22 protein-coding genes and 1 tRNA gene are annotated in these 21,606 nt (G+C 71.2%); 20 read left to right on the plus strand and 3 right to left on the minus strand.

Features of this window, described 5'->3' with window-relative positions:
* The first annotated feature begins 92 nt into the window (after nt 1-92).
* From rpsD to M3B01_RS04695, 9 genes are all read left to right on the plus strand, one after another.
* A complete protein-coding gene (rpsD, locus tag M3B01_RS04655; protein WP_259789792.1) occupies nt 93-719 on the plus strand; it encodes a 30S ribosomal protein S4 in 627 nt (208 codons plus the stop codon).
* Nucleotides 720-866: 147 nt separating this feature from the next.
* Entirely contained in the window at nt 867-3,569 is a 2,703-nt protein-coding gene (alaS, locus tag M3B01_RS04660) for an alanine--tRNA ligase (RefSeq protein ID WP_259789794.1), read from the plus strand.
* On the plus strand, nt 3,566-4,105 hold the full coding sequence (gene ruvX / locus M3B01_RS04665) for a Holliday junction resolvase RuvX (RefSeq protein ID WP_259789796.1): 540 nt from the start codon (nt 3,566-3,568) through the stop codon (nt 4,103-4,105). The genes alaS and ruvX overlap by 4 nt, the downstream gene beginning before the upstream one ends.
* Entirely contained in the window at nt 4,102-5,262 is a 1,161-nt protein-coding gene (mltG, locus tag M3B01_RS04670) for an endolytic transglycosylase MltG (protein WP_259789798.1), read from the plus strand. The genes ruvX and mltG overlap by 4 nt, the downstream gene beginning before the upstream one ends.
* A 23-nt stretch (nt 5,263-5,285) precedes the next feature.
* Nucleotides 5,286-6,110: a shikimate dehydrogenase gene (locus tag M3B01_RS04675; protein WP_259789800.1), complete on the plus strand. Its 825-nt coding sequence runs from the start codon at nt 5,286-5,288 to the stop codon at nt 6,108-6,110.
* 163 nt (nt 6,111-6,273) lie between these two features.
* Entirely contained in the window at nt 6,274-6,654 is a 381-nt protein-coding gene (locus M3B01_RS04680) for a hypothetical protein (protein WP_259789801.1), read from the plus strand.
* A 103-nt stretch (nt 6,655-6,757) separates the two neighbouring features.
* Nucleotides 6,758-6,843: transfer RNA gene (locus M3B01_RS04685), tRNA-Leu, on the plus strand.
* A gap of 59 nt (nt 6,844-6,902) precedes the next feature.
* Entirely contained in the window at nt 6,903-7,370 is a 468-nt protein-coding gene (locus tag M3B01_RS04690; RefSeq protein ID WP_259789803.1) for a tRNA (cytidine(34)-2'-O)-methyltransferase, read from the plus strand.
* The gene (locus M3B01_RS04695; RefSeq protein ID WP_259789805.1) at nt 7,367-8,242 is read left to right on the plus strand and encodes an RNA methyltransferase; all 876 of its coding nucleotides are present in this window, start codon (nt 7,367-7,369) and stop codon (nt 8,240-8,242) included. Before M3B01_RS04690 ends, M3B01_RS04695 begins: the two co-directional genes overlap by 4 nt.
* Before the next feature lie 7 nt (nt 8,243-8,249).
* Here the strand turns inward: M3B01_RS04695 and M3B01_RS04700 are convergent, their stop codons facing one another.
* Nucleotides 8,250-8,765: a hypothetical protein gene (locus M3B01_RS04700; protein WP_259789807.1), complete on the minus strand. Its 516-nt coding sequence runs from the start codon at nt 8,763-8,765 to the stop codon at nt 8,250-8,252.
* Nucleotides 8,766-8,835: 70 nt separating this feature from the next.
* Nucleotides 8,836-9,132: a DUF5703 family protein gene (locus tag M3B01_RS04705; protein WP_259789808.1), complete on the minus strand. Its 297-nt coding sequence runs from the start codon at nt 9,130-9,132 to the stop codon at nt 8,836-8,838.
* Between the two features lie 71 nt (nt 9,133-9,203).
* Between M3B01_RS04705 and M3B01_RS04710 the strand changes: the two genes are divergently transcribed.
* The 3 genes from M3B01_RS04710 to mshC all read left to right on the plus strand — a co-directional run bounded on the left by M3B01_RS04710 (nt 9,204) and on the right by mshC (nt 11,984).
* Nucleotides 9,204-9,602: a DNA primase gene (locus M3B01_RS04710; protein ID WP_259789810.1), complete on the plus strand. Its 399-nt coding sequence runs from the start codon at nt 9,204-9,206 to the stop codon at nt 9,600-9,602.
* Between the two features lie 221 nt (nt 9,603-9,823).
* Nucleotides 9,824-10,696: an undecaprenyl-diphosphate phosphatase gene (locus tag M3B01_RS04715; protein WP_259789812.1), complete on the plus strand. Its 873-nt coding sequence runs from the start codon at nt 9,824-9,826 to the stop codon at nt 10,694-10,696.
* A 34-nt stretch (nt 10,697-10,730) separates the two neighbouring features.
* Nucleotides 10,731-11,984 (plus strand): cysteine--1-D-myo-inosityl 2-amino-2-deoxy-alpha-D-glucopyranoside ligase, encoded by a 1,254-nt coding sequence (mshC, locus tag M3B01_RS04720; protein WP_259789814.1) that lies wholly within the window; start codon nt 10,731-10,733, stop codon nt 11,982-11,984.
* A 36-nt stretch (nt 11,985-12,020) separates the two neighbouring features.
* Here the strand turns inward: mshC and M3B01_RS04725 are convergent, their stop codons facing one another.
* Nucleotides 12,021-12,830 (minus strand): PAC2 family protein, encoded by an 810-nt coding sequence (locus M3B01_RS04725; RefSeq protein ID WP_259789815.1) that lies wholly within the window; start codon nt 12,828-12,830, stop codon nt 12,021-12,023.
* 34 nt (nt 12,831-12,864) lie between these two features.
* Here M3B01_RS04725 and M3B01_RS04730 point away from each other — a divergent pair, with 34 nt between their 5' ends.
* The 8 genes from M3B01_RS04730 to M3B01_RS04765 all read left to right on the plus strand — a co-directional run bounded on the left by M3B01_RS04730 (nt 12,865) and on the right by M3B01_RS04765 (nt 21,532).
* Nucleotides 12,865-14,010, plus strand: coding sequence for a M50 family metallopeptidase (locus tag M3B01_RS04730; protein WP_259789816.1), 1,146 nt, complete (start codon nt 12,865-12,867; stop codon nt 14,008-14,010).
* A gap of 44 nt (nt 14,011-14,054) precedes the next feature.
* A complete protein-coding gene (locus M3B01_RS04735; protein WP_259789818.1) occupies nt 14,055-15,167 on the plus strand; it encodes a tRNA (adenine-N1)-methyltransferase in 1,113 nt (370 codons plus the stop codon).
* A 19-nt stretch (nt 15,168-15,186) separates the two neighbouring features.
* Nucleotides 15,187-16,743, plus strand: coding sequence for a proteasome ATPase (gene arc, locus M3B01_RS04740; RefSeq protein WP_259789830.1), 1,557 nt, complete (start codon nt 15,187-15,189; stop codon nt 16,741-16,743).
* Nucleotides 16,740-18,464 carry a depupylase/deamidase Dop gene (gene dop, locus M3B01_RS04745; protein ID WP_259789820.1) on the plus strand — a complete coding sequence of 575 codons (1,725 nt, stop codon included), beginning with the start codon at nt 16,740-16,742 and terminating at the stop codon, nt 18,462-18,464. The genes arc and dop overlap by 4 nt, the downstream gene beginning before the upstream one ends.
* Nucleotides 18,461-18,649 (plus strand): ubiquitin-like protein Pup, encoded by a 189-nt coding sequence (locus M3B01_RS04750; protein ID WP_259789821.1) that lies wholly within the window; start codon nt 18,461-18,463, stop codon nt 18,647-18,649. Before dop ends, M3B01_RS04750 begins: the two co-directional genes overlap by 4 nt.
* Nucleotides 18,650-18,653: 4 nt before the next feature.
* Nucleotides 18,654-20,048 (plus strand): Pup--protein ligase, encoded by a 1,395-nt coding sequence (gene pafA / locus M3B01_RS04755; RefSeq protein WP_259789823.1) that lies wholly within the window; start codon nt 18,654-18,656, stop codon nt 20,046-20,048.
* A gap of 92 nt (nt 20,049-20,140) precedes the next feature.
* On the plus strand, nt 20,141-21,097 hold the full coding sequence (locus M3B01_RS04760; RefSeq protein ID WP_259789826.1) for an FKBP-type peptidyl-prolyl cis-trans isomerase: 957 nt from the start codon (nt 20,141-20,143) through the stop codon (nt 21,095-21,097).
* 51 nt (nt 21,098-21,148) lie between these two features.
* Entirely contained in the window at nt 21,149-21,532 is a 384-nt protein-coding gene (locus M3B01_RS04765) for an FKBP-type peptidyl-prolyl cis-trans isomerase (protein WP_259789828.1), read from the plus strand.
* The last annotated feature ends 74 nt before the right edge of the window (nt 21,533-21,606 follow it).

Raw genomic sequence — 21,606 nt, forward strand, 5'->3', positions numbered from 1 at the left:
CTTTGAGCTGCGCCCCCGGCTGGGGTAGTCTGAGCGGCTGAATCCGCGGCTGCAAGACTGGATTCACACCACGCGAACAAGAGGTATACCTCGTGACCAACGTCACCCGTGCGCGCCGTCAGGCGCGTCTGTCCCGAGCCCTCGGGCTCCCGCTCACGCCGAAGTCGATCAAGTACTTCGAGAAGCGCCCGTACCCCCCGGGCGAGCACGGCCGCGCCCGTCGCCGCACCGAGTCGGACTACGCCGTGCGTCTGCGCGAGAAGCAGCGTCTGCGCGCGCAGTACGCCCTGCGCGAGAAGCAGCTGCACCGCGCTTACCTGGACGCCCGCAAGGAGTCCGGCCTGACCGGTGAGAGCATGATCGAGCTGCTCGAGATGCGCCTGGACGCCCTCGTGCTGCGCGCCGGCTTCGCCCGCACCATCCTGCAGGCCCGCCAGGCCGTGACCCACCGTCACGTGCTGGTCGACGGCAAGCTGGTGGACCGCCCCTCTTTCCGCGTGAAGCCGGGGCAGACCATCCAGATCAAGCCCAAGTCGCAGGCCATGGAGCCGTTCCAGATCGCTGCCGAGGGCGGCAACGCCGATGTGCTGGCCTCCGTGCCCTCGTACCTGTCGGTGGAGCTGGCCGAGCTCAAGGCCAAGCTGGTCTCCCGCCCCAAGCGCGCCGAGGTCCCCGTGACCTGTGAGGTCCCGCTGGTCGTCGAGTACTACGCTCGCTGACGCATTCCGCTTCAGCCCAGGCTCACGAAGGCCCCGGCAGGCGTACTCCGGTACCCTGACCGGGGCCTTCGCGTCCGAACAACAGCTCTTCCCCCGCATGCCCGTGAGCATGCGCTCCCGTGGGACCGCTCCAGGAAGGACACCCCCATGCGTGCATCTGAGGTCCGTCGTCGATACCTCGATTTCTTCGAGAAGCGAGGGCACCAGGTCGTGCCCAGCGCCTCCCTGGTCTCCTCGGACCCCTCGATCCTGTTCACGATCGCCGGGATGGTCCCCTTCATCCCCTACATCGTCGGGACGGAGCGCGCACCCTGGCCGCGGGCCGTCAGCGTGCAGAAGTGCATCCGCACCAACGACATCGAGAACGTGGGCCGCACCACCCGCCACGGCACCTTCTTCCAGATGGCCGGGAACTTCTCCTTCGGGGACTACTTCAAGGAGGGCGCGATCGAGCTGTCCTGGGAGCTGATGACCACGCCCCAGGAGCAGGGCGGCTACGGCCTGGACCCCGATCGCATGTGGATCACCATCTGGGAGCAGGACGAGGAGTCCAGGAAGGTCCTGATCGACAAGATCGGCCTGCCCGCCGAGCGCATCGTCACCCTGCCGCGCGAGGAGATCTTCTGGGACACCGGCCAGCCCGGCCCGGCCGGCCCCTGCGGCGAGTGGCACTACGACCGCGGCCCCGAGTACGGGCCCGAGGAGGTGGGCGGGGCGCACCGCGAGTGGCCCAGCGAGGAGGCCTCGGACCGCTACCTGGAGATCTGGAACCTGGTGTTCGACCAGTACCTGCGCGGTGCGGGATCGGGCAAGGACTACCCGCTGCTGGGCGAGCTGGACTTCAAGTCCATCGACACCGGCATGGGCCTCGAGCGCGTGGCGTACCTGCTCCAGGGCAAGGACAACATGTACGAGATCGACGAGGTCTTCCCCGTCATCGAGAAGGCCCAGGAGCTCTCCGGCCGCCGCTACGGCGCCGATGAGGAGGACGACGTCCGCTTCCGGGTTATCGCCGACCACGTGCGCAGCGCACTGATGCTGTGCTCGGACGGCGTGCGCCCCGGGAACGAGGGGCGCGGCTACGTGCTGCGCCGACTGATCCGCCGCGCGGTGCGCTCCATGCGCCTGCTGGGCCACGATCGCCCCTCGATGCCCGAGCTGCTTCCCGTGTGCCAGGCCGTGATGGCCGACTCCTATCCGGAGCTACGCACCGAGTTCGCGCGCATCAGCGAGACCATCTACACCGAGGAGGAGGCGTTCCGTCGCACCCTCGCCACCGGCACCAGCATCTTCGACCAGGTCACCGGTGCCGTGAAGGAGGAGGGCGGCCGCACCCTGGCCGGTGAGGACGCCTTCCGCCTGCACGACACCTACGGCTTCCCCATCGACCTGACCCTGGAGATGGCAAGCGAGGTGGGCCTGACGGTCGACGAGGAGGGCTTCCGCACTGCGATGCAGGAGCAGCGGGAGCGCGCCCGCGCCGATGCGGCCTCGAAGAAGTCCGGACACACCGACACCGCCCTGTACAACCGGTTGCTCACCCAGCGCGGAGGGAACGTCCCGTTCCTGGGCTACACCGAGTCCACCGTGGCCACCTCCGTGGAGTCGGTGCTGGTGGACGGCGGCCTCGTGGACGAGGTCCACGCTCCTGCCGACGTCGAGGTCGTCCTGGCCGAGACACCCTTCTACGCCGAGGCCGGCGGGCAGCTCGCAGACCAGGGCCGCATCTCCCTGGACAGCGGAGGCATCATCGAGGTGGACGACGTCCAGGCGCCCGTCAAGGGTCTGATCGTGCACCGCGGTCGCCTGGTCGAGGGTGCCGCGAGCCCGGGCTCCGGCGCGATCGCCGCCATCGACACCGAGCGCCGCGGCGCCATCGCGCGCGCACACACCGCCACCCACATGGTCCACGAGGCCCTGCGCGAGGAGATCGGGGAGGGCGCCACCCAGGCCGGCTCCGAGAACTCGCCGGGCCGGATGCGCTTCGACTTCCGGTACGGCCAGAGCGTGCCGCGCTCCGCCCTCGAGCAGATCGAGGGGCGAGTCAACACCCTCCTGCAGGACGAGCTGGAGGTCACCGACACCCAGATGCCGCTTGACGAGGCCAAAGCCCTGGGCGCCCAGGCCCTGTTCGGCGAGAAGTACGGGGACATCGTGCGCGTGGTGTCCATCGGCGGGGACTGGTCGCGCGAGCTGTGCGGCGGAACCCACGTGCCCACCACCGGGGCGATCGGTGCGATCCAGCTGATGGGGGAGTCGTCGATCGGCTCCGGCGTGCGTCGCGTGGATGCACTGGTGGGCCTGTCGGCCTACCGTCACCGCGCCAAGGAGCACGCGATGGTGTCCCAGCTGGCCGAGATCCTCAAGGTGGGCAGCGACGAGATCCCCGAGCGTGTCCGCGCGCTCACCCAGCGCATCAAGGACATGGAGAAGCAGCTGGCCGCGATGCGGGGGGCCCAGCTGCAGGCCCAGGCCGGCCAGTTGGTCGCGCAGGCCACGGAGGTGGCCGGTGTGCGGATGCTCACCTACGATGCCGGGGCGGGCGTCTCCGCCGGAGACCTGCGCACCCTGGTCCAGGACCTGCGCTCCCGCCTCGGCGAGGACGTGCCGGCCGTGATCGCCGTGGCGGGACACGAGGACTCCCGCGCCTCGCTCGTCGTGGCCACCAACGCCGCTGCCCGTGAGCAGGGCCTGGCCGCCGGCAGCCTCCTGCGCGCCGGTGCCGAGGCGATGGGAGGCCGCGGCGGCGGAAAGGCCGATATGGCACAGGGCGGTGGCGGCGATCCCGAGCGCGTCGAAGCAGCCCTGGAGGCCGTGCGCACCGGCGTCACCTCGACCGCGTCGGCATGACCGGGAGCCTGCCCCGCGGCGTCCGGCTCGGTGTCGACGTCGGTGACGTCCGCGTGGGCCTGGCACGCAGCGACCTCGACGGGATGATCGCCACCCCGGTTCAGACGGTTCCGCGCGGGGAGGCGGTCGCCCGGGTGGCGTCCGAGGTGGCCGCCAGCGGCGCCCGTGTCGTCATGGTGGGACTGCCCCGCTCGCTGTCGGGACACGAGGGGCCCGCCGCCGGCAAGGCGAGGGCGTTCGCGGCCGAGCTGGTCGCTATGGTGTCCGGCACCGGTGACCACATCGAGGTGCGTCTGCTCGACGAGCGCCTCACCACGGTGTCCGCTCACCGGGCCCTGCACGACTCAGGACGTCGCGGTCGGAAGCACCGCGAGGTCGTGGACCAGGTGGCAGCCGTGATGATCCTCCAGCAGGCGCTGGACGTCGAACGGTCCACCGGGGCCCGGGCAGGCGAGCTCGTCCGCACCGAACCCGGTGACCCCCACCATCCCCCGGCCCCGCCGGCTCCCGGAACCCATCAGGAGGACTCCGCATGAGCGACGAGGACGCCTTCCTCGAGGACATCGTCGAGGACCAGCACGCCCGCGGCACGCACCGTCGGGGATCCCGTCGCGGTGGCCGCCGCAGTGGCGGTCTGCGGGCGCTGATCCCGATCCTGCTGGTGGTGGTGGTGCTGGGCGGCCTCGCCTTCGGCGGATACCAGGGCTACCGGTGGCTCACCTCCAACGTGAGCGTCGAGGCCGAGGAGCAGGACTACCCCGGCCCCGGCACCGGTGAGGTGGTCATCGAGGTGGCCCAGGGTGACACTGGCACCGACATCGCGAGCACCCTCGTCGAGGAGGGCGTGATCAAGTCGGCCGGGCCCTTCATCACCGTCTTCTCCAACACCCCGGAGGCCTCCTCCATCGAGCCGGGCCTGTACCGCGTGAAGAAGGAGATGAACTCCTCCGACGCCCTGAGACTGCTGCTGGATCCGGCCAGCCTCGCCGCACACCGGGTGATCGTCCCCGAGGGCCTCCGGCTGGAGCAGATCTGGCCGATCCTCTCGGAGAGCACGGACATCCCGGTCGAGGAGTTCGAGGCCGCGGCGAAGGACTACACCTCCCTAGGGATGCCGGAGAACCCCGCGAACAGTCCCGAGGGCTACCTGTGGCCGGGACGCTACGACATCCCCGAGGACGCGACCGCCAGCGACGTGCTGTCGATGATGTGGGGCCGCATGGAGGAGGAGCTCACCAAGCGCGAGATACCCGAGGACCAGTGGCACCGCACCCTCACCATCGCCTCCCTCGCCGAGCTCGAGGTGCGCAACGCCGAGGACTACGGCAAGGTCGTGAGGACCATCCTGAACCGCCTGGAGGGCAAGGGAGAGGCCGGGGGCAGCCCGATGCCCCTCCAGTTCGACTCCACCGTGCACTACGTGACGGGCAAGGAGGCCAGCGTGGGCACCACCGATGCCGAGCGCGCCACCGACTCGCCGTACAACACCTACGTCCACACCGGCCTGCCTCCCGGCCCGATCGCCTCGCCCGGTGGTGCCACCCTGGATGCCACCCTCAACCCGCCTGAGGGCGCCTGGCTCTACTTCGTCACGGTCAACACTGACACCGGTGAGACGAAGTTCGCGGAGACCTGGGACGAGCACACCGAGAACGTGCGCGAATGGCAGCAGTGGGCCGACAGCAAGGGCTGACCCCTGGGGCGCGCCGTTTCGGGGTGATCGGATCCCCGATCCGGCACTCGCTGTCCCCGCTGCTGCATCGCACCGCCTATGCGGTGCTGGGACGCGAGGACGTCGTCTACGAGCGCTTCGAGGTCCCTGCTGGTGGCCTCGCCGCCTTCCTCGCCGCGGGGGAGGGACGCGGGCTCGATGGTGCCAGCATCACCATGCCGGGCAAGCCGGAGGCCTTCGCACTGGCCGATCTGCGGGACGGCACCGCGGCGAGGCTGGGCATCGCCAACACGCTGCTGCGGCTGCCCGGCGGCGGTTTCCGGGCGGAGAACCACGATGTGCACGGAATCGTGGCGACCCTGCGCGACCACGGCGTGCGGGAGCCCGCCGTGGGTGCCGTGATCGGCTCCGGCGCGACCGCACTGAGTGCCGTGGCCGCACTGCTGGACCTGGGCGCCCGGCAGCTGCTGCTGACAGCGCGCACCCGCACCAAGCTGGCACCGCTGAGCGAGCTGGCAAGGGCAGCGGGCGCCCGGGTGACGGTGGTGCCCTGGGGGGACGCGGCACAGGTGCTGGCCGCCGACGTGGTGATCAGTGCACTGGCCCTGGAGGGGGCCACGGGGCTCGCCGATGCGTGGCACAGGGCCGGGGTGAGCGACGTGCCTGCAGTGTTCATGGATGTGCTGTACGACCCGTGGCCGGCTCCGTTGGCGTGTCTGCTCGGGGCGGCCGGCTCCGAGATCGCCGACGGCCTGGAGATGCTGGTGCACCAGGCGGACATGCAGCTGCGGTCGATGCTCGGCATCAGGGAGGCGCCCCGGGCGGAGATGCTCGCGGCGGCTCGGGCGCACCTGGCGGACCGGGCCTGACCGGAGCACGGCTCCGCACGCGCGGAGCGGACAGTCGGGACAAAGCGGTCGGGCCGGTCCGATGTGGTTGCCCCAGCGGGTAAAGCCGAAGTAAAGTCGAGCAGCGGCACGTGCCGCATGCACGAGCCGCACGGCGGTCGTCCCGAGCGCGAAGGAGTGACTCATGGACCGAGATCGGGGAGCAGTCCTGCAGGTGGGTGGATCTGCGCAGACCGTGGGCGCGACAGCCCTGGCCGAGCCCCCGCTCATGATCCTTCCCGGTCGCTCCACCCCGCTGCTGCGGCGCTGCACCGCCCTGGCCACCCGCGCCCGTGTGGACCTGCTCGTCACCACCCGCCCTGCCGACTGCGCGGAGCTCAGCGAGGTGCTCGCCGAGCTGGCGGCATGGGAGGGTGGTCAGCTGATCGATCCCGATCCGACCATGCTGGCCCTGGCGGCCGCCGCGCTGCAGGACCTCGTCGAGCGTCTCGACGAGCCCCACCTGCTCTCCATGGGCGACACGATCTCTGCTGCACTGGGCGTGCTGCGAGGCGCGCTCTCCTGAACGATCGCGTGATGGTCGCCACGAAGCTGCTGGCAGGCGTCAGGGAAGGGGCTCGCGACCCTGCGTGCGTGCTAGAGTTTCCACGTCGCAAAGGCGACCACCTGTCCGGGTGGCGGAATTGGTAGACGCGCTAGCTTGAGGTGCTAGTGCCCGCTTTAGGGCGTGGGGGTTCAAGTCCCCCCTCGGACACGTCGTCACGAAGGGCCCCGGTCGCACGCACCGGGGCCCTTCGTCGATCAAGGAGTCACATGGTCCACGTCTTCCTCCACGAACCGGTGATCGCCGGCAACACCGGCAACGCGATCAGACTGGCCGCGGTCACAGGTGCACGGCTGCACTTGATAGAGCCACTGGGCTTCGACTTCGAGGACGCCAAGCTGCGGCGGGCGGGCCTGGACTACCACGACCTCGCCGATGTGCACATCCACCCCGACCTCGACGCGGCGCTGGCCGCTGTCCCGAACTCGCGGGTGTTCGCCTTCACCTCCCACAGCGAGGTCACCTTCGATCGCATCGAGTACCGGCGGCAGGACGTCCTGCTGTTCGGCACCGAGCCCACGGGGCTTCCCGAGCACGCCATGGCGCACGAGAGGGTGACGGAGCGGGTGCGGATCCCCATGCTTCCCGCCCGGCGCTCCCTGAACCTGGCCAACGCGGCCTCGATCGCGGTGTACGAGGCGTGGCGACAGCTGGGCTACGACGGGGCGGGCGCGTGAGGCTTCCTGCACGGCTCGAGCGCCGCAACGCCCTCTTCCAGCAGTGGCAGTCCCTGCTGACCAACCGCACCAAGCGCACCCGCACCGGCGAGATGATCGTGCACGGCGTGCGGCCCATCACGCAGGCGATCGCCCACGGGCACGAGATCCGGGCACTGCTCAGCGACGGGCGCCTCGAGCAGTCGCGGTGGGCGCGCGAGCTGCTGCAGGATCCGCCCGCACCGGTGGTGGAGGTGGCATCGGAGCTGATGGCCGAACTGGGACAGCGCGATGACGGCCCCCCGGAGCTCCTGGCCATTGCGGCCGTGCCCGCGGACGACCTGGGCAGGCTGGATGCACGGCTATCCGGCGAGGGAGGCGGCCATGTCCGCGGCAGCGGGAACGGCACCGGCACCGGGCTGGTGGTGGCCTTCGACCGGCCCACCTCGCCGGGGAACATCGGCTCCCTGGCGCGCAGCGTCGATGCACTGGGCGGGCACGGGCTGGTGATCACCGGCCGCAGCGCGGATGCCTGGGATCCAGCCGCGATCCGCGCCAGCACCGGTTCGGTGTTCGCTGTACCTGTGGTGCGCCTGGACTCCCACCGCGACCTGTGGTCGTGGGTGGAGGGGCGCCGCGGGGCGGGGGAGCCCTGGCAGGTGGTGGGCCTGGAGGAGGCCCGCGGGCACGAGCTCGCCGACACCGACCTCACGGTGCCCACCGTGCTGGTGGTCGGCAATGAGACCATCGGCCTCAGCGCCGGGTGGCGCGAATCCTGCGATCAGCTAGCCGAGATCCCCATGACCGGCAGCGCCAGCTCGCTGAACGCCGCTGTGGCCGGTTCCATCGCCCTGTACGAGGTGGCACGGCAGCGAGGGCCCTCCGGCTCCTGAGGAGACCTCACGCGGATCCCAGGGCACCGGCGACGAGCGGGGAGGCCAGCAGCCCGAGGAACGGGCCGGCCAGCAGCACAGGTCCGAAGGGGAAGCGCTGGCCCGCTCGTCCCGAGGCGATCAGCACAACCGCACCGACCACCCCGCCCAGCACCGCGATGCCCAGGATCGCCCCGATCAGCACCTCGCCGCCGAGGGCCGTGGACATCAGCATTACCACCGGCACCGTCTTCGCATCCCCCATGCCCAGCAGCGGGGGAGCGGCCAGGGCCACCAGCACTGCCCCCAGGCCCAGCACCACCGCGATCACCAGCGCCCCGCGCAAGGATCCCCGTACGGAGGGGTCCGCCACGGAGGCGAGCAGCAGCCCGGCGGTGACAGCGGCCGTCATGCCTGCGACCCAGGGATTGGGCAGTCGCTGCTGGACGGCGTCGATGCGGGAGAGGACCACCGCCGGAGGCAGGTACGCCACCAGCAGCACCAGCAGTGCCGCAGGTGGGATCGCGGGGACCAGGAGTGGCATGCGCCCATTCCAGCAGAGCGCGCACCGCGGCGCCCGGCCCCGGTGGCGATTGTGGACGCCGAGAGGTCGATCAGGCCGTCAGCGGCCCGCTCAGCGTGGACTGGACCCGGATGATGCGCCGACGCATCCAGACCTTCTTCTGCCCACCCATGTAGATGCGGGACCGGGCCAGCTCCCACCGGCCGTACTCCGCCTCCTCCGTCAGCACCGACCGCACCGCCCCGATGGAGGTGCGCCGCGGCACGGTGATGATGCGGAACTCGTAGTCCTCGGGGCGCCGCCCCTTCTCCAGCGGCAGATCCTTCTCGCCTCGTGGGTCGCGCACATGGACCACCCGGGCCATGGGTGGCTTCTGTCCTGCGGGCACCGGGCTCCTCCCGTCGTGGATGATCGATCGATGACTGTCCATTCTGACCCCGGACGGGGTACGGTCCAACCATGAACACGGATCCTCGCTCCGCTCTTGCTGCGCTGATCGCCGCCCTGGAACGCCACTACGAAGCCGCAGCCGCCTCCCGTGGCGACAGCGATCCCGCCCTCGAGGCCGCCACCGATCGTCTCACCACGGCCTTCGATGCCTACGACGACGCGCTGTTCGACACGTACGACGTGGCAACCCCGCTGGTCGTCTTCGACGGCGAGGACGACTTCGACGACGACGACCTCGAAGATCTCGACGACCTCGAGGACGACGATGACGACTTCGACGACGATGACGACGACTTCGACGACGAGGACGATGACGACTTCGACGACGATGAGGACGACGACGATGAGGACGGCGACTACGACGACGATGACGACGATGACGAGGACCCGGTGATCTCTCGGCGCTGATCCCTCCACGGGATCTGCATCTCATCTTCACCTCGCAGCGCCACGCGGCACCCGGGCAGCGGCCGGGCGCCGCGTACTGTGTCCAAGGGGCCGGCGGCCCCCGGCTTCGGGGCCTCATATCCTGAGCGTCGGCTTCCGAGCGTCGACTCCGGAGCTTCGGCCGCCACCTCGAGCCCGTCCCTCGCGCATCCCGTGTGCGCCCAGCATTAGGAGCAGTGCCGGTGTCCTTCCTCGAAGCGATCATCCTGGGCATCGTGCAGGGCCTGACCGAGTTCCTCCCCATCTCCTCCAGCGCGCACCTGCGCGTGGCCGGAGAGCTCCTGGAGCCCGGTCAGGAGCCCGGTGCAGCCTTCACCGCGATCGTCCAGCTCGGCACCGAGACCGCGGTGCTGATCTACTTCTGGAACGACATCACCCGCATCATCGGCACATGGTTCAGGGCACTGGCCGGGAGGATCCCGCACTCGGACCCGGATGTGCGGATGGGCTGGATGGTGATCATCGGCTCGATCCCCATCGGCGTGCTCGGTCTGCTGTTCGAGGACCAGATCGACCACTCCCTGCGCAACCTGTACATCACCGCCACCATGCTGATCCTCTTCGGCCTGCTGCTGGGCGTGGCCGATCGCATCGCGCCGCAGCGCAAGGAGCTGAAGGACCTCACCGTGCGCGACGGCATCCTGTATGGCCTGGCCCAGGCTCTGGCGCTGATCCCCGGGGTCTCCCGTTCCGGCGGCACCATCACCGCGGGCCTGCTGATGGGGTACTCCCGGCAGGCCGCTGCACGGTACGCGTTCCTCCTGGCGGTTCCCGCCGTGTTCGCCTCGGGCTTCTACAAGGCCGCCCAGGAGGTCCCCGCGCTGCTGACCGCCGACGGCCGCGCCGCTGCTGCGGCAGCCGGCGAGCCCTCCCTGGTGGCGATCGTCGTGGCCACGGTGGTGTCCTTCGCGGTGGGGTACGCGGTCATCGTGTGGTTCATGCGACTGATCGAGAACCGCTCCTACATGCCCTTCGTGCTCTACCGGGTGATCGCCGGCGCGCTGCTGCTGGTCCTGCTGTGGGCCGGTGTGATCGATCCTCTGGCCGGGGGCTGAGAGTTCCCGCGCCGAACCTCCGTATGATCGACGGGTGCCCACCTGGACCTCACCGGCGATCACGCCCCTGCCCGGATCCGACATCCCCCCGCGGTTGCACGACACCCGCACGGGGCGGGTGACACCGCTCATCCCCCTCACGCCCGGGCATGCCCGGTTGTACGTCTGCGGCATCACGCCCTACGACTCCACGCACCTCGGACACGCCGCCACCTACCATGCCGCCGACCTCATGCGTCGCGCGGCCCTGGACGCCGGATGGCAGGTGGACATGGCCCAGAACATCACCGACGTGGACGACCCCCTGCTCGAGCGCGCCGCCCGGGACGGCATCGAGTGGCAGGACCTCGCGCGCGAGCAGACCGAGCTGTTCACCTCCGACATGGAGGCGCTGCGGATCATCGCCCCGGAGACCTACCTCTCGGTGAGCGAGTCCATGGACGCGATCATCGCCGCCGTGCAGACCCTCCACGACCGGGGCCGGGCCTACCCCGTGCAGAACGCCCCGGACGAGGCCGCGGGTCCTGACTGGTACCTGGACCTCTCCATCGACGGTGCCCTGGGGGACGTCTCCGGATGGAGCCGACAGCAGATGCTGAGCGTGTACGCGGATCGCGGCGGCGACCCGGAGCGGCCGGGCAAGCGCGATGCGCTGGATCCGCTGCTGTGGCGAGCGGCGCGCAGCGGTGAGCCGTCCTGGAATGCCGGGCACCTGGGGGTCGGACGGCCGGGCTGGCACGTGGAGTGCGTGTGCATCGCCGAGCACGGGCTGGGCCTGCCCTTCGACGTCCAGACCGGCGGCAGCGACCTGATCTTCCCCCACCATGACCTCTCAGCGGCGCACGCTGCCGCCCTCGGCCGCGGCTTCGCCTCGCTCTACCCGCACACCGGGATGGTGGCCTACCAGGGCGAGAAGATGAGCAAGTCTCTCGGGAACCTGGTGTTCGTGCACCGACTGGTGGGCGAGGGCGTCGACCCGATGGTGATCCGGCTGGTGCTGATGGCCCACCACTACCGTGCCGACTGGGAGTGGACGGACCAGGAGCTCGAGCGGGCCACCGCCCGCCTGGAGTCCTACCGGGCCGCCGCTGCCCGAGGCGGGTCCCACCCCTTCACCGTGGAGGTCCTGCGCCGGGCACTGCGCGAGGACCTCGACACCCCCACGGCGCTCACCGTGCTGGACGCCTGGGCGGCCGGCGAGCACGCCCAGCAGGAGATGCCCGCAAAGGCCCCCGATGACGTGGCCTCCGCGGTGGACGCACTGTTCGGGCTGGCCCTGCGGGGCTGAGCGGCGCCCCGGGATGTTCGCGCGGCTGGTGCCGGGTCAGTCCGTGTCGCGCCTGCGACGCAGGAACTGCTCGAACTCCCGCGCGATCGCATCGCCGCTGGCCTCCGGCAGCTCAGCGGCGTCCTGCGCCCTTTCCAGGCGCCGCACGTAGTCGGCCACGTCCTCGTCGGTGCGCGCCAGCTCGTCCACCCCGCGCTCCCAGGCCGCGGCGTCCTCCTCCAGCTCCCCCAGCGGGATCGGCGCGGTGATGCGGTCCTGCACCTCGCGGATCAGGCCGAGCACCGCCTTCGGGGAGGGCGTCTGCGCCACGTAGTGGGGGACCTGGACCCAGATGCTGGTGGTGCGCAGACCAGCGCTGGTGGTGCGGCGGGCCAGCACCGTCGGCACCCCCACGGGCCCCTCGTAGAGGCTCTCCTCGCCTACGCTCTCCGCAGCCCCCGGCTCCACCCGGCAGCTCACGGGCAGAGGCCGCGTGTGCGGGGAATCGGCCAACAGGGACCCCAGGGAGATCACCGAGCTGACGTCCAGCAGCTGCATCTGCTCGAGCACCTCGTCGCAGAAGCGCTTCCAGTGCAGGCTGGGCTCCGGGCCCAGCACCGTGACGATCTCCGGCCCCCGGGGCGGCTGGACGATCCGCAGCTCGGTGTCCGGCCAGTCCAGCACCCGCAGCCCCTCCTCGGTGGTGCGCACCTCGGGGCGGTTGACCTGGAAGTCGATGTAGTCCTCGGCATCGACGGCGCCGGCCGGCCGGGAGGGCCACACGCTCAGCAGGTGCTCGACGGCGCCGCTGGCCGCCTCGCCCGCGTCGTTCCACCCGCTGAAGGCGGTGATCGCGATACGACTCATCGAGCCATCATAGGCACCCGCTAGGGTCTCACCTGTGAAGAGCCCGTCCCTGCGTCTCGGCTCACTGCCGCCGATCCGCATCAGCGGCGGCACACTGGCGACCCTGCTGATCCTGGCCGTGGTCATCCACCCCGTGATCGCGCTCAGCGCGGTGGTGGGCCCCGGCGGTGCGATCGCACTGTCTCTGGGGATCTCGCTGTTCATGATCGTCTCGGTGCTGGTGCACGAACTGGCCCACGCCCTGACCGCCCGGTTGTTCGGGGCCACCGTGGACCACATCGCCCTGACGCTGTGGGGTGGTCATACCCAGTACCGCGCCGAGCGCATGGGCGGGCTGCCCTCGACGGTGATCTCCCTGGCCGGACCGCTCAGCAACCTGGGCCTGGCCGCGCTGTGCACAGGGATCGCCTCGCTCGTGCAGGGGGAGACGGGACCGAGCCCTGCCTCGCTGTTCTGGGAGAACTCGGCATGGCTGAACGTGGCCCTGGCCGTGTTTAACCTGCTGCCGGGCCTGCCGATGGACGGCGGCCGCGCCCTGGAGGCACTGCTGGGGACCGTGCTGCGCAGCCGCATCATCGGCACCCGGATCACCGCCTGGGTCGGCCGCGCGATCGCCGTGGCCGTGGTGGCCTGGCCGCTATGGAACCTCTCGCGCAGCACGAGCGTGAGCACCGGGTCGATGCTCACCCTGGTGTGGGCCCTGCTGATCGCGGGCATGCTCTGGCACGGTGCCTCCCGCGCCCTCGAGGCCGCGAACCTCGAGCATCGCATCCAGAACCTGGACGCGGCCCGGCTGGCCTCGCCGGTGGTCCTCGTCGCCGGGGCGCTGCCGCTGTCCCGTCTGCCGGAGGTGCTCGTCGCGGGCCAGGAGGCAGCGGGGGCATCGCTGGACCCGTCCGCCGTGATGGTGCTCGAGGACGGGCCGCCACCGCGCGCCCTGCAGATCGATCCTTCGGCCCTGGGCTCGGTGCCCCCGGACCAGCGCAGGCACGTGCCCGTCAGCGCCGTTGCCGCGCCCCTGGGCACGGTGGGGGAGCTGAGGGCGGGCATGACAGGCAGCCAGGTCGTCACCGCGATGCTGGCCCGGCCCCACCCCCTGTACCTGGTGCGGGAGGCCGACGGGACGGTGATCGGCGTGATCCGGAGCGCAGAGGTCAACGCTGTCCTGCGCGGACGCTGAACGGCGCCGGTGCCCGGCACGCCGATCGACCTATGCTGGAACGCATGACCTCCACGCCCCCGCTCCCCTCGGCCCCCGAGGGGGAGCCCACCGCCCCGGCCACCGCCGCACGCGAGGCCGGTGCTGCGCCCGAGGGCGGCGCGGCACCCGAGGCGAAGGGCCTGGACCGCACCGGGCCCTTCGAGCTCGGCGACAAGGTGCAGCTCTCGGACTCCCGGGGCCGCCTGCACACCATTACGCTCAAGCACGGCGGCCAGTTCCACACCCACCGGGGCGTGCTGCGGCACGACGACCTGATCGGCGTCGAGGACGGCGTGGTGATCGCCGACACCGCCGGCAACCAGTACCAGGCACTGCGGCCCCTGTACGCGGACTACATGCTGTCCATGCCGCGAGGCGCCGCGATCATCTACCCCAAGGACTCCGCCCAGATCCTGATGTGGGCGGACATCTTCCCCGGCGCCCGGGTGCTCGAGGCCGGAGTGGGCTCCGGAGGGCTGACCACCGCACTGCTGCGAGCCGTGGGCGAGCACGGCAGCGTGCACTCCATCGAGCGCCGCGAGGACTTCGCCTCCGTCGCCCAGGAGAACGTGCGCACCTATTTCGGTGCCGACCACCCGGCATGGACCCTGAGCATCGGCGACTTCCAGGACGTCGCCCTGGACTTGGCCGCCGACGGTCCGGCCGCGGACCGCGTGGTGCTGGACATGCTGGCCCCCTGGGAGTGCGTGGACGCGGCCGCGCGGGCCCTGGTCTCCGGTGGGGTGTTCCTGGCGTACGTCGCCACCGTCACCCAGCTGTCGCGCACCGCCGAGGCGCTGCGCGACCACGGCGAGTTCACCGAGCCCCACGCCTGGGAGTCCTTCGTGCGGCCCTGGCACCTCGAGGGCCTCGCGGTGCGACCCGAGCACCGGATGAACGCCCACACCGGCTTCCTGCTGACCTCCCGTCGCACCGCCCACGGCACCACCGCGCTGACCCGTGTCACCCGCCCGGCCCCCGGTTCCCGGGACGCCGAGGAGATCGCCCACCCCGACAACGAGGGCTTCGGCGGGGGTGGCGGCGAGTGGACCGCGAAGGACCTGGGGGAGCGCGGTGTGGCACCCCGCAAGATCAAGCGCGCCCTGCGCGACATCCGCCAAGGACGCGACCGATGAACGAGAGCACCCGATGACCATGAAGACCTACGCGGAGATGTCCGCGGAGCTCGACCGGTTCGCCACCCTCAACGACCGGCTCACCGCGTCCCTGCGCGCGGCCCGTGCCCAGATCGTGGACCTGAAGGCAGATCTGGAGCGGGTGGGCGACCCGCCCAACTCCTACGCCACCTTCCTGCGCCGCACCGAGGGCACCACCGTGGACGTGCTGCACAACGGGCGGCGCCTGCGCATCGCCACCAGTGCTGAGATCGACCTGGACGCCCTTCAGCCGGGCGCCGAGCTGCGCCTGAACGAGGCCCTCGCCGCGGTCGAGGTGGTCCCGCCCAGTGACGCCGGGAACATGGTGACCGTGATCGAGGCCCTGGCCGACTCGCGCGTGCTGGTGGCGGTGGCGCCCGACGACGTGCGGGTGCTGCGCCGTGCCGGATCCCTGGCGGAGGAGGTGCTGCACCCCGGTGACCACGTGCTGGTGGACCTGCGCGCCCAGCTGGTGATCGAGCGGATCGAACGGGCCGAGATCACCGACCTGGTGCTCGAGCAGGTGCCCGACATCTCCTTCGAGCAGATCGGCGGCCTAACAGAGCAGATCGAAGCGATCCGCGACGCCGTCGAGCTGCCGTTCCTGCAGCAGGACCTGTACCGCACCTACGGCTTGCGCCCGCCCAAGGGCGTGCTGCTGTACGGCCCGCCCGGCTGCGGCAAGACCATGATCGCCAAGGCCGTGGCCCACGAGCTCGCGGTGCGCTCCGCCGAGGCGCGGGACGTCCCGGTCGAGGAGGCCCTCCAGCACTCCTTCTTCCTCAACGTCAAGGGCCCCGAGCTGCTGAACAAGTACGTGGGGGAGACCGAGCGCTCCATCCGCCTGGTGTTCGAGCGGGCCCGGGAGAAGGCCACCAGCGGCCACCCGGTGGTCGTGTTCTTCGACGAGATGGAGTCGCTGTTCCGCACCCGCGGCAGCGGGCTCTCCAGCGACGTGGAGACCACGGTGGTCCCGCAGCTGCTGGCGGAGATCGACGGCGTGGAGACCCTTGAGAACGTGATCGTCATCGGTGCCTCCAACCGGGAGGACATGATCGATCCGGCGATCCTGCGGCCCGGGCGCCTGGACGTGAAGATCCGGGTGCGCCGCCCCGATGCGGAGTCCGGCCGGGAGATCCTCGCGCTGTACCTGGACGACTCGGTGCCCGTGCGCGGTGACCGCGACCGACTGCTGGACGAGGCGGTCCGTGAGATCTACGCGGACGGCCCGGAATCCGCCTTCGTGCGCTTGGAGTACTCCGACGGCACCGGCGAGGTGCTGCACTTCCGCGACTTCGTCTCCGGCGCCACGCTGCGCAACATCGTGGACCGCGCCAAGAAGAACGCGGTGAAGGACCAGCTGGCCACCGGACAGGTGGGCGTGGGCTCCGAGCACCTGGCCGCCGCCATCCGCAGCGAATTCGTGGAGAACGAGGACCTCCCCTCCGGCGCCCACCCCGAGGACTGGGCCCGGATCTCCGGTCGGCGCGGCCGCCGGGTCGATGCGGTGATCCCCCTGCAGGGCCGGCCCGAGCAGGAGGTGGTGGAGGCATGAGCCGCCGCCTGACCACCGAGCGCGTGATGGGCATCGAGACCGAGTTAGGCGTGCTGCACGCCGACCCGGAGGACCGCGCCCGCGCCGGGGCCGGCAGCTCCATCCTGCTGTCCCACCTCACCGTCGGCGCTTACGCCCTGCTGGACCCGGCCGAGGGCGAGCGCGGCCGGCGCGTGCGCTGGGACTACGGCGACGAGTCCCCGCTGCGTGACGCCCGCGGCTTCGAGATCCAGCGCGCCGCCGCCCACCCCACCCAGCTCACCGACCAGGTGCGCGACGCCCACGTGCCCAGCGTGGACCTCGACGCGCCCCTGCAGGGACCGGAGATCCCGCCCGAGGGCGAGGACGACGAGGTGCTCACCTGGGCCGCCCACCGCTCCATCGGCAACGCCGTGCTGGTCAACGGGGCTCGCTGGTACGTGGACCACGCCCACCCGGAGTACTCCGCACCGGAGGTGCTGCGCGCCCGGGAGGCCGTGGTCACCGACCGGGCCGGAGAGGTCATCGCCCGCCGCGCCATGAGTATCCTGGCCGGGGCCGACGGCATCCCCGAGGTGGCGCTGTACAAGAACAACACCGACGGCAAGGGCGCCTCCTACGGCACTCACGAGAACTATCTGCTGGACCGGGCCGTCCCCTTCGACGACGTGGTCGCCGCCTTGCTGCCGTTCCTGGCCACCCGCCAGGTGCTCGTCGGTGCCGGGCGCGTGGGCATCGGGCCGCGCGGCACCGCACCCGGCTTCCAGATCTCCTCGCGGGCCGACTTCATCGAGGCCGAGGTGGGGCTGGAGACCACTCTGAACCGGCCCATCGTCAACACCCGAGACGAACCCCACGCCGACCCCTCCCGCCACCGCCGCCTGCACGTGATCATCGGGGACGCCAACCTGCTGGAGGAGTCCACCTTCCTCAAGCTCGGCACCACCTCCCTGGTGCTCGCCGCGATCGAGGCCCAGCACCGCAGCGGAAGCCGGGTCCTGCCCGACCTGACCCTGGCCGATCCGGTGGAGGCCGTGCACACCATCAGCCACGACCCCACGCTGCGCGCCACGGTGCCACTGAGGGACGGCCGCGAGATGACCGCGCTGCAGATCCAGCGCGCCCATCTCGATGCCCTGCGCGAGGTCGCCGATGGGGACGACGAGGAGACCACCGCGGTGCTCACAGCCTGGGGCGAGATCCTGGACCTGCTCGAGCGCGACCCGATGCTGGCTGCGGACAGGGTGGAATGGGCCGGCAAGCTGCGCCTGCTGGACGGGTACCGTGCCCGCCACGGGCTGGACTGGTCCGATCCCCGCCTGTACGCGATCGACCTGCAGTACTCCGACCTGCGCCCCGCGACGGGGCTGTTCGAGCGGATGCGCGCCTCCGGCAGGGTGCGCACCCTGGTCAGCGAGCAGGAGGTCGACCGCGCCGTGGTCACGCCCCCGGCCTCCACTCGCGCCCACCTCCGCGGCAGCCTCATCAGCCACCACCGAGCACGCGTGCCCGCGGCGGGCTGGGACACTATCACGGTGGCCGGCTCCGAGGGTGGTGCGCGCCTGCGGCTGGCCGACCCGCTGATCGGCTCCGCCGCCTGGTGCGCCCACCACCACGTCGACCCCTCCGCAGATGTCGACACCGTGCTGGAGGCCCTGCGCCGCGCCGTCACCGCGCCTTCCACCCACGACGACTCCCCGACCCAGCCCAACGATCACCACGACGACCAGGAGCAGCCATGAGCCAGCAGTCCCTGAACGCCCCCGGCCCCGGCGAGGACGGCGCCGCGGACGACCAGTCCGTCACCGGCGGGCAGACCTTCGCCTCCGCCCAGGGCGCCGACGACCTCCTCGACGAGATCGACTCCGTGCTGGAGGCCAACGCCGAGACCTTCGTGCGCTCCTTCGTCCAGAAGGGCGGGCAGTGACCCGATGAAGCGTCGGGTAGGAGGACTCGAGACCGAGTTCGGTCTGGTGTGCGTGCGGTCCGACGGCACCCGCGCCCTCGAGCCCGAGGCCGCGGCACGCGAGCTGTTCCGGCCGGTGGTCGCCCGGGGAAGGTCCTCCAACGTGTTCCTCACCAACGCGGCCCGCCTCTACCTCGACGTGGGCTCCCACCCGGAGTTCGCCACCGCCGAGTGCGACGACTGGTGGGACCTGGTGGCCCAGGACCGCGCCGGCGAGCGCATCCTCGGCGAGCTGGTCCAGGACGCCAACGAGCGCCTGAGCGCCGACGCGCAGGACGCCCGGATCCATCTGCTGAAGAACAACGTCGACTCCGAGGGAAACTCCTTCGGCTCGCACGAGAACTACCTGGTGGACCGGCGCGGCGAGTTCACCCGTCTGCCTCGCTACCTGCTGCCCTTCCTGGTCACCCGCCAGATCCTCACCGGTGCCGGGGGAGTGGTGCGGGACGAGGACGGGGCCCGCTTCGTGTTCTCCCGCCGCAGCGACCACATGTGGGAGGCGGTCTCCTCCGCCACCACCCGCACCCGCCCCATCATCAACACCCGCGACGAGCCCCACGGCGATCCCGGGCGGTTCCGCCGCCTGCATGTGATCGTGGGCGACTCCACCATGAGCGAGGTCTCCACGCACCTGCGCTTCGCGACCACCGACCTGGTGCTGCGGGCCATCGAATCCGGGCGGGCCCTGCCGGATCTCACCCTGCGCGACGACATCTCCGCCATCCGAGCCGTCGCCCGCGACCTGAGTGGCCGAGCCCCGATCCCCACCGCCGACGGCGGCGCCACCAGCGCGCTCGAGGTCCAGCAGCGATGGCTGGACGTGGCCGCCGAGCACGCCGAGCCGGGGGACCGGGACGAGCAGGAGACGCTGGAGACCTGGCAGCGCGGGCTGGACGCCGTACGCACCGGGGATCGTGCCTGGGCCGCCCTCCACCTGGACTGGGCGATCAAGGAGAGGCTGTTCGAGCAGGTCGCCCAGCGCCGCGGCGTGGACCTCGCCGATCCCGCGATCGAGCGGCTGGACCTCGCCTACCACGACATCGATCCCGAGCGCGGCGTGTTCGCCGCCCTGACTCGACGGGGCCTGGCACCGTCGATCCTTTCCCAGGAACGCATCGAGCGTGCCCGCACCGTGGCGCCCACCACCACCCGCGCGCACCTGCGCGGCCAGGTGGTCACCGCCGCCCAGGACAACGGTGTGGACCACGTGGTGGACTGGACCACGCTGCGCCTGACCCGGCCAGGCGCGATGCCCGTGCAGCTGCTGGACCCCTTCACCACCGAGTCCGCCGAGGTGGAGGCCCTGCTGGCGGAGATCCGTGCCGCCGGCGGCACGACCGAACCGCCCCTGCCCGCCTGAGCGGGCGGCGTCGGCCTGGGAGCCCGTCCCGTGCCGACGCCGTACGCTGTGACCGCGCCCGTGCCGGGCGTCCCTACCCGAAAGGCCCCCTGGTGATCCGCCGCCGTACCCTGCTCTCCACCGCTCTCGCCGCGACCGCCGCGATCGGACTGGCCGCCTGCTCCGACGACGGCACCGATCCGGAGCAGACCGGTGCGACGGGCTCCGACGGGGGCGGTGAGGGCGCCATCCTGTCGGCCGTGACCGTCAGCGAGGACCTCGGCTCCGAGCCAACCGTCGAGTTCGAGGCGCCGCTTCAGGTCACCGCACCCGATGCCGTGGTGGTGGTGCCCGGTGACGGCGAGACCATCGCCGCCGGGGACACCGTGATCATGCGCAGCGCCTACGTGGATGCCTCCACCGGCGAGATGCTGCAGTCCTGGTGGCAGGGCGCCCCGGCCGGTGGCATGCAGGTCGACGCACAGACGATCGGGGAGCAGGCAGCGACCTTCTTCACCTCCGTGACGGTGGGCTCGCGATTCGCCATGGCCGGCTGGCAGCAGAGCCAGACCGGCCAGTCCATGTCGTTGATCCAGGTGGGGGACATCGACCGGATCGTCGCTCCGCTGCGCGCCGAGGGGAAGCCGCAGGAGCCCAGCGGCGACTTCCCCGCGGTGAACCTCGGCGAGAACGGCGCCCCCTCCCTGGACGGCGCCCCCGAGGGGGAGCCGCCCACCAAGACCACCCGCGAGCTGCTGATCGAGGGCACGGGCGATGCCACCCGCGAGGGCGATTTCCTCACCATGCAGTACACCGGCTGGGCCTGGGACACCGGGGAGCAGTTCGACTCCTCGTGGGACCGCGGTGCTCCCTTCAGCTTCGTCCAGGGGCAGGGCATGGTGATCACCGGCTGGGACCAGCACCTGCTGGACGTTCCCGTGGGAAGCCAGGTGATGCTGGTTATCCCGCCGGCCGACGCCTACGGCGAGGACCCGGAGCTCCACGAGCTCGGCGGAAAGACCCTGGTGTTCGTGGTGGACGTGCTGGACGCAGCCCATAAGATCGAATGACCGTACCGCGAACCCGCCCCACAACGACCTAGCCCGATCCAGGAGGAACGCATGGACGACCGCAGCAAGCCCGAGATCGACCACCCCGAGGGCCCTGCCCCCACCGACCTGGTGATCACCGACGAGATCACCGGCGACGGCGAGGAGGCCGGCCGCGGCGACGTGGTCGACGTCCACTACGTGGGCGTCTCCCACTCCACCGGCGAGCAGTTCGACGCCTCCTGGGACCGCGGCGAGCCGCTGCGCTTCCAGCTCGGCGTGGGACAGGTCATCTCCGGCTGGGACCAGGGCGTGCAGGGAATGAAGGTGGGCGGCCGTCGTCGCCTGGACATCCCCGCGCACCTCGCCTACGGCGACACCGGTGCCCCGCCCGTGATCGCGCCCGGTGAGACGCTCATCTTCGTGTGCGACCTGGTGGCGGTGCACAAGCGCTGACCACCGCACGCCCCGGCGCTCCCGGGGAGCAGGACGGCCTGTTCGAGGCCCCTGCCCCCGAGGCGACCACCACC

It is taken from the genome of Brachybacterium sp. p3-SID957 (assembly GCF_025144775.1).
In the GTDB taxonomy this organism is placed as follows: domain Bacteria; phylum Actinomycetota; class Actinomycetes; order Actinomycetales; family Dermabacteraceae; genus Brachybacterium; species Brachybacterium epidermidis.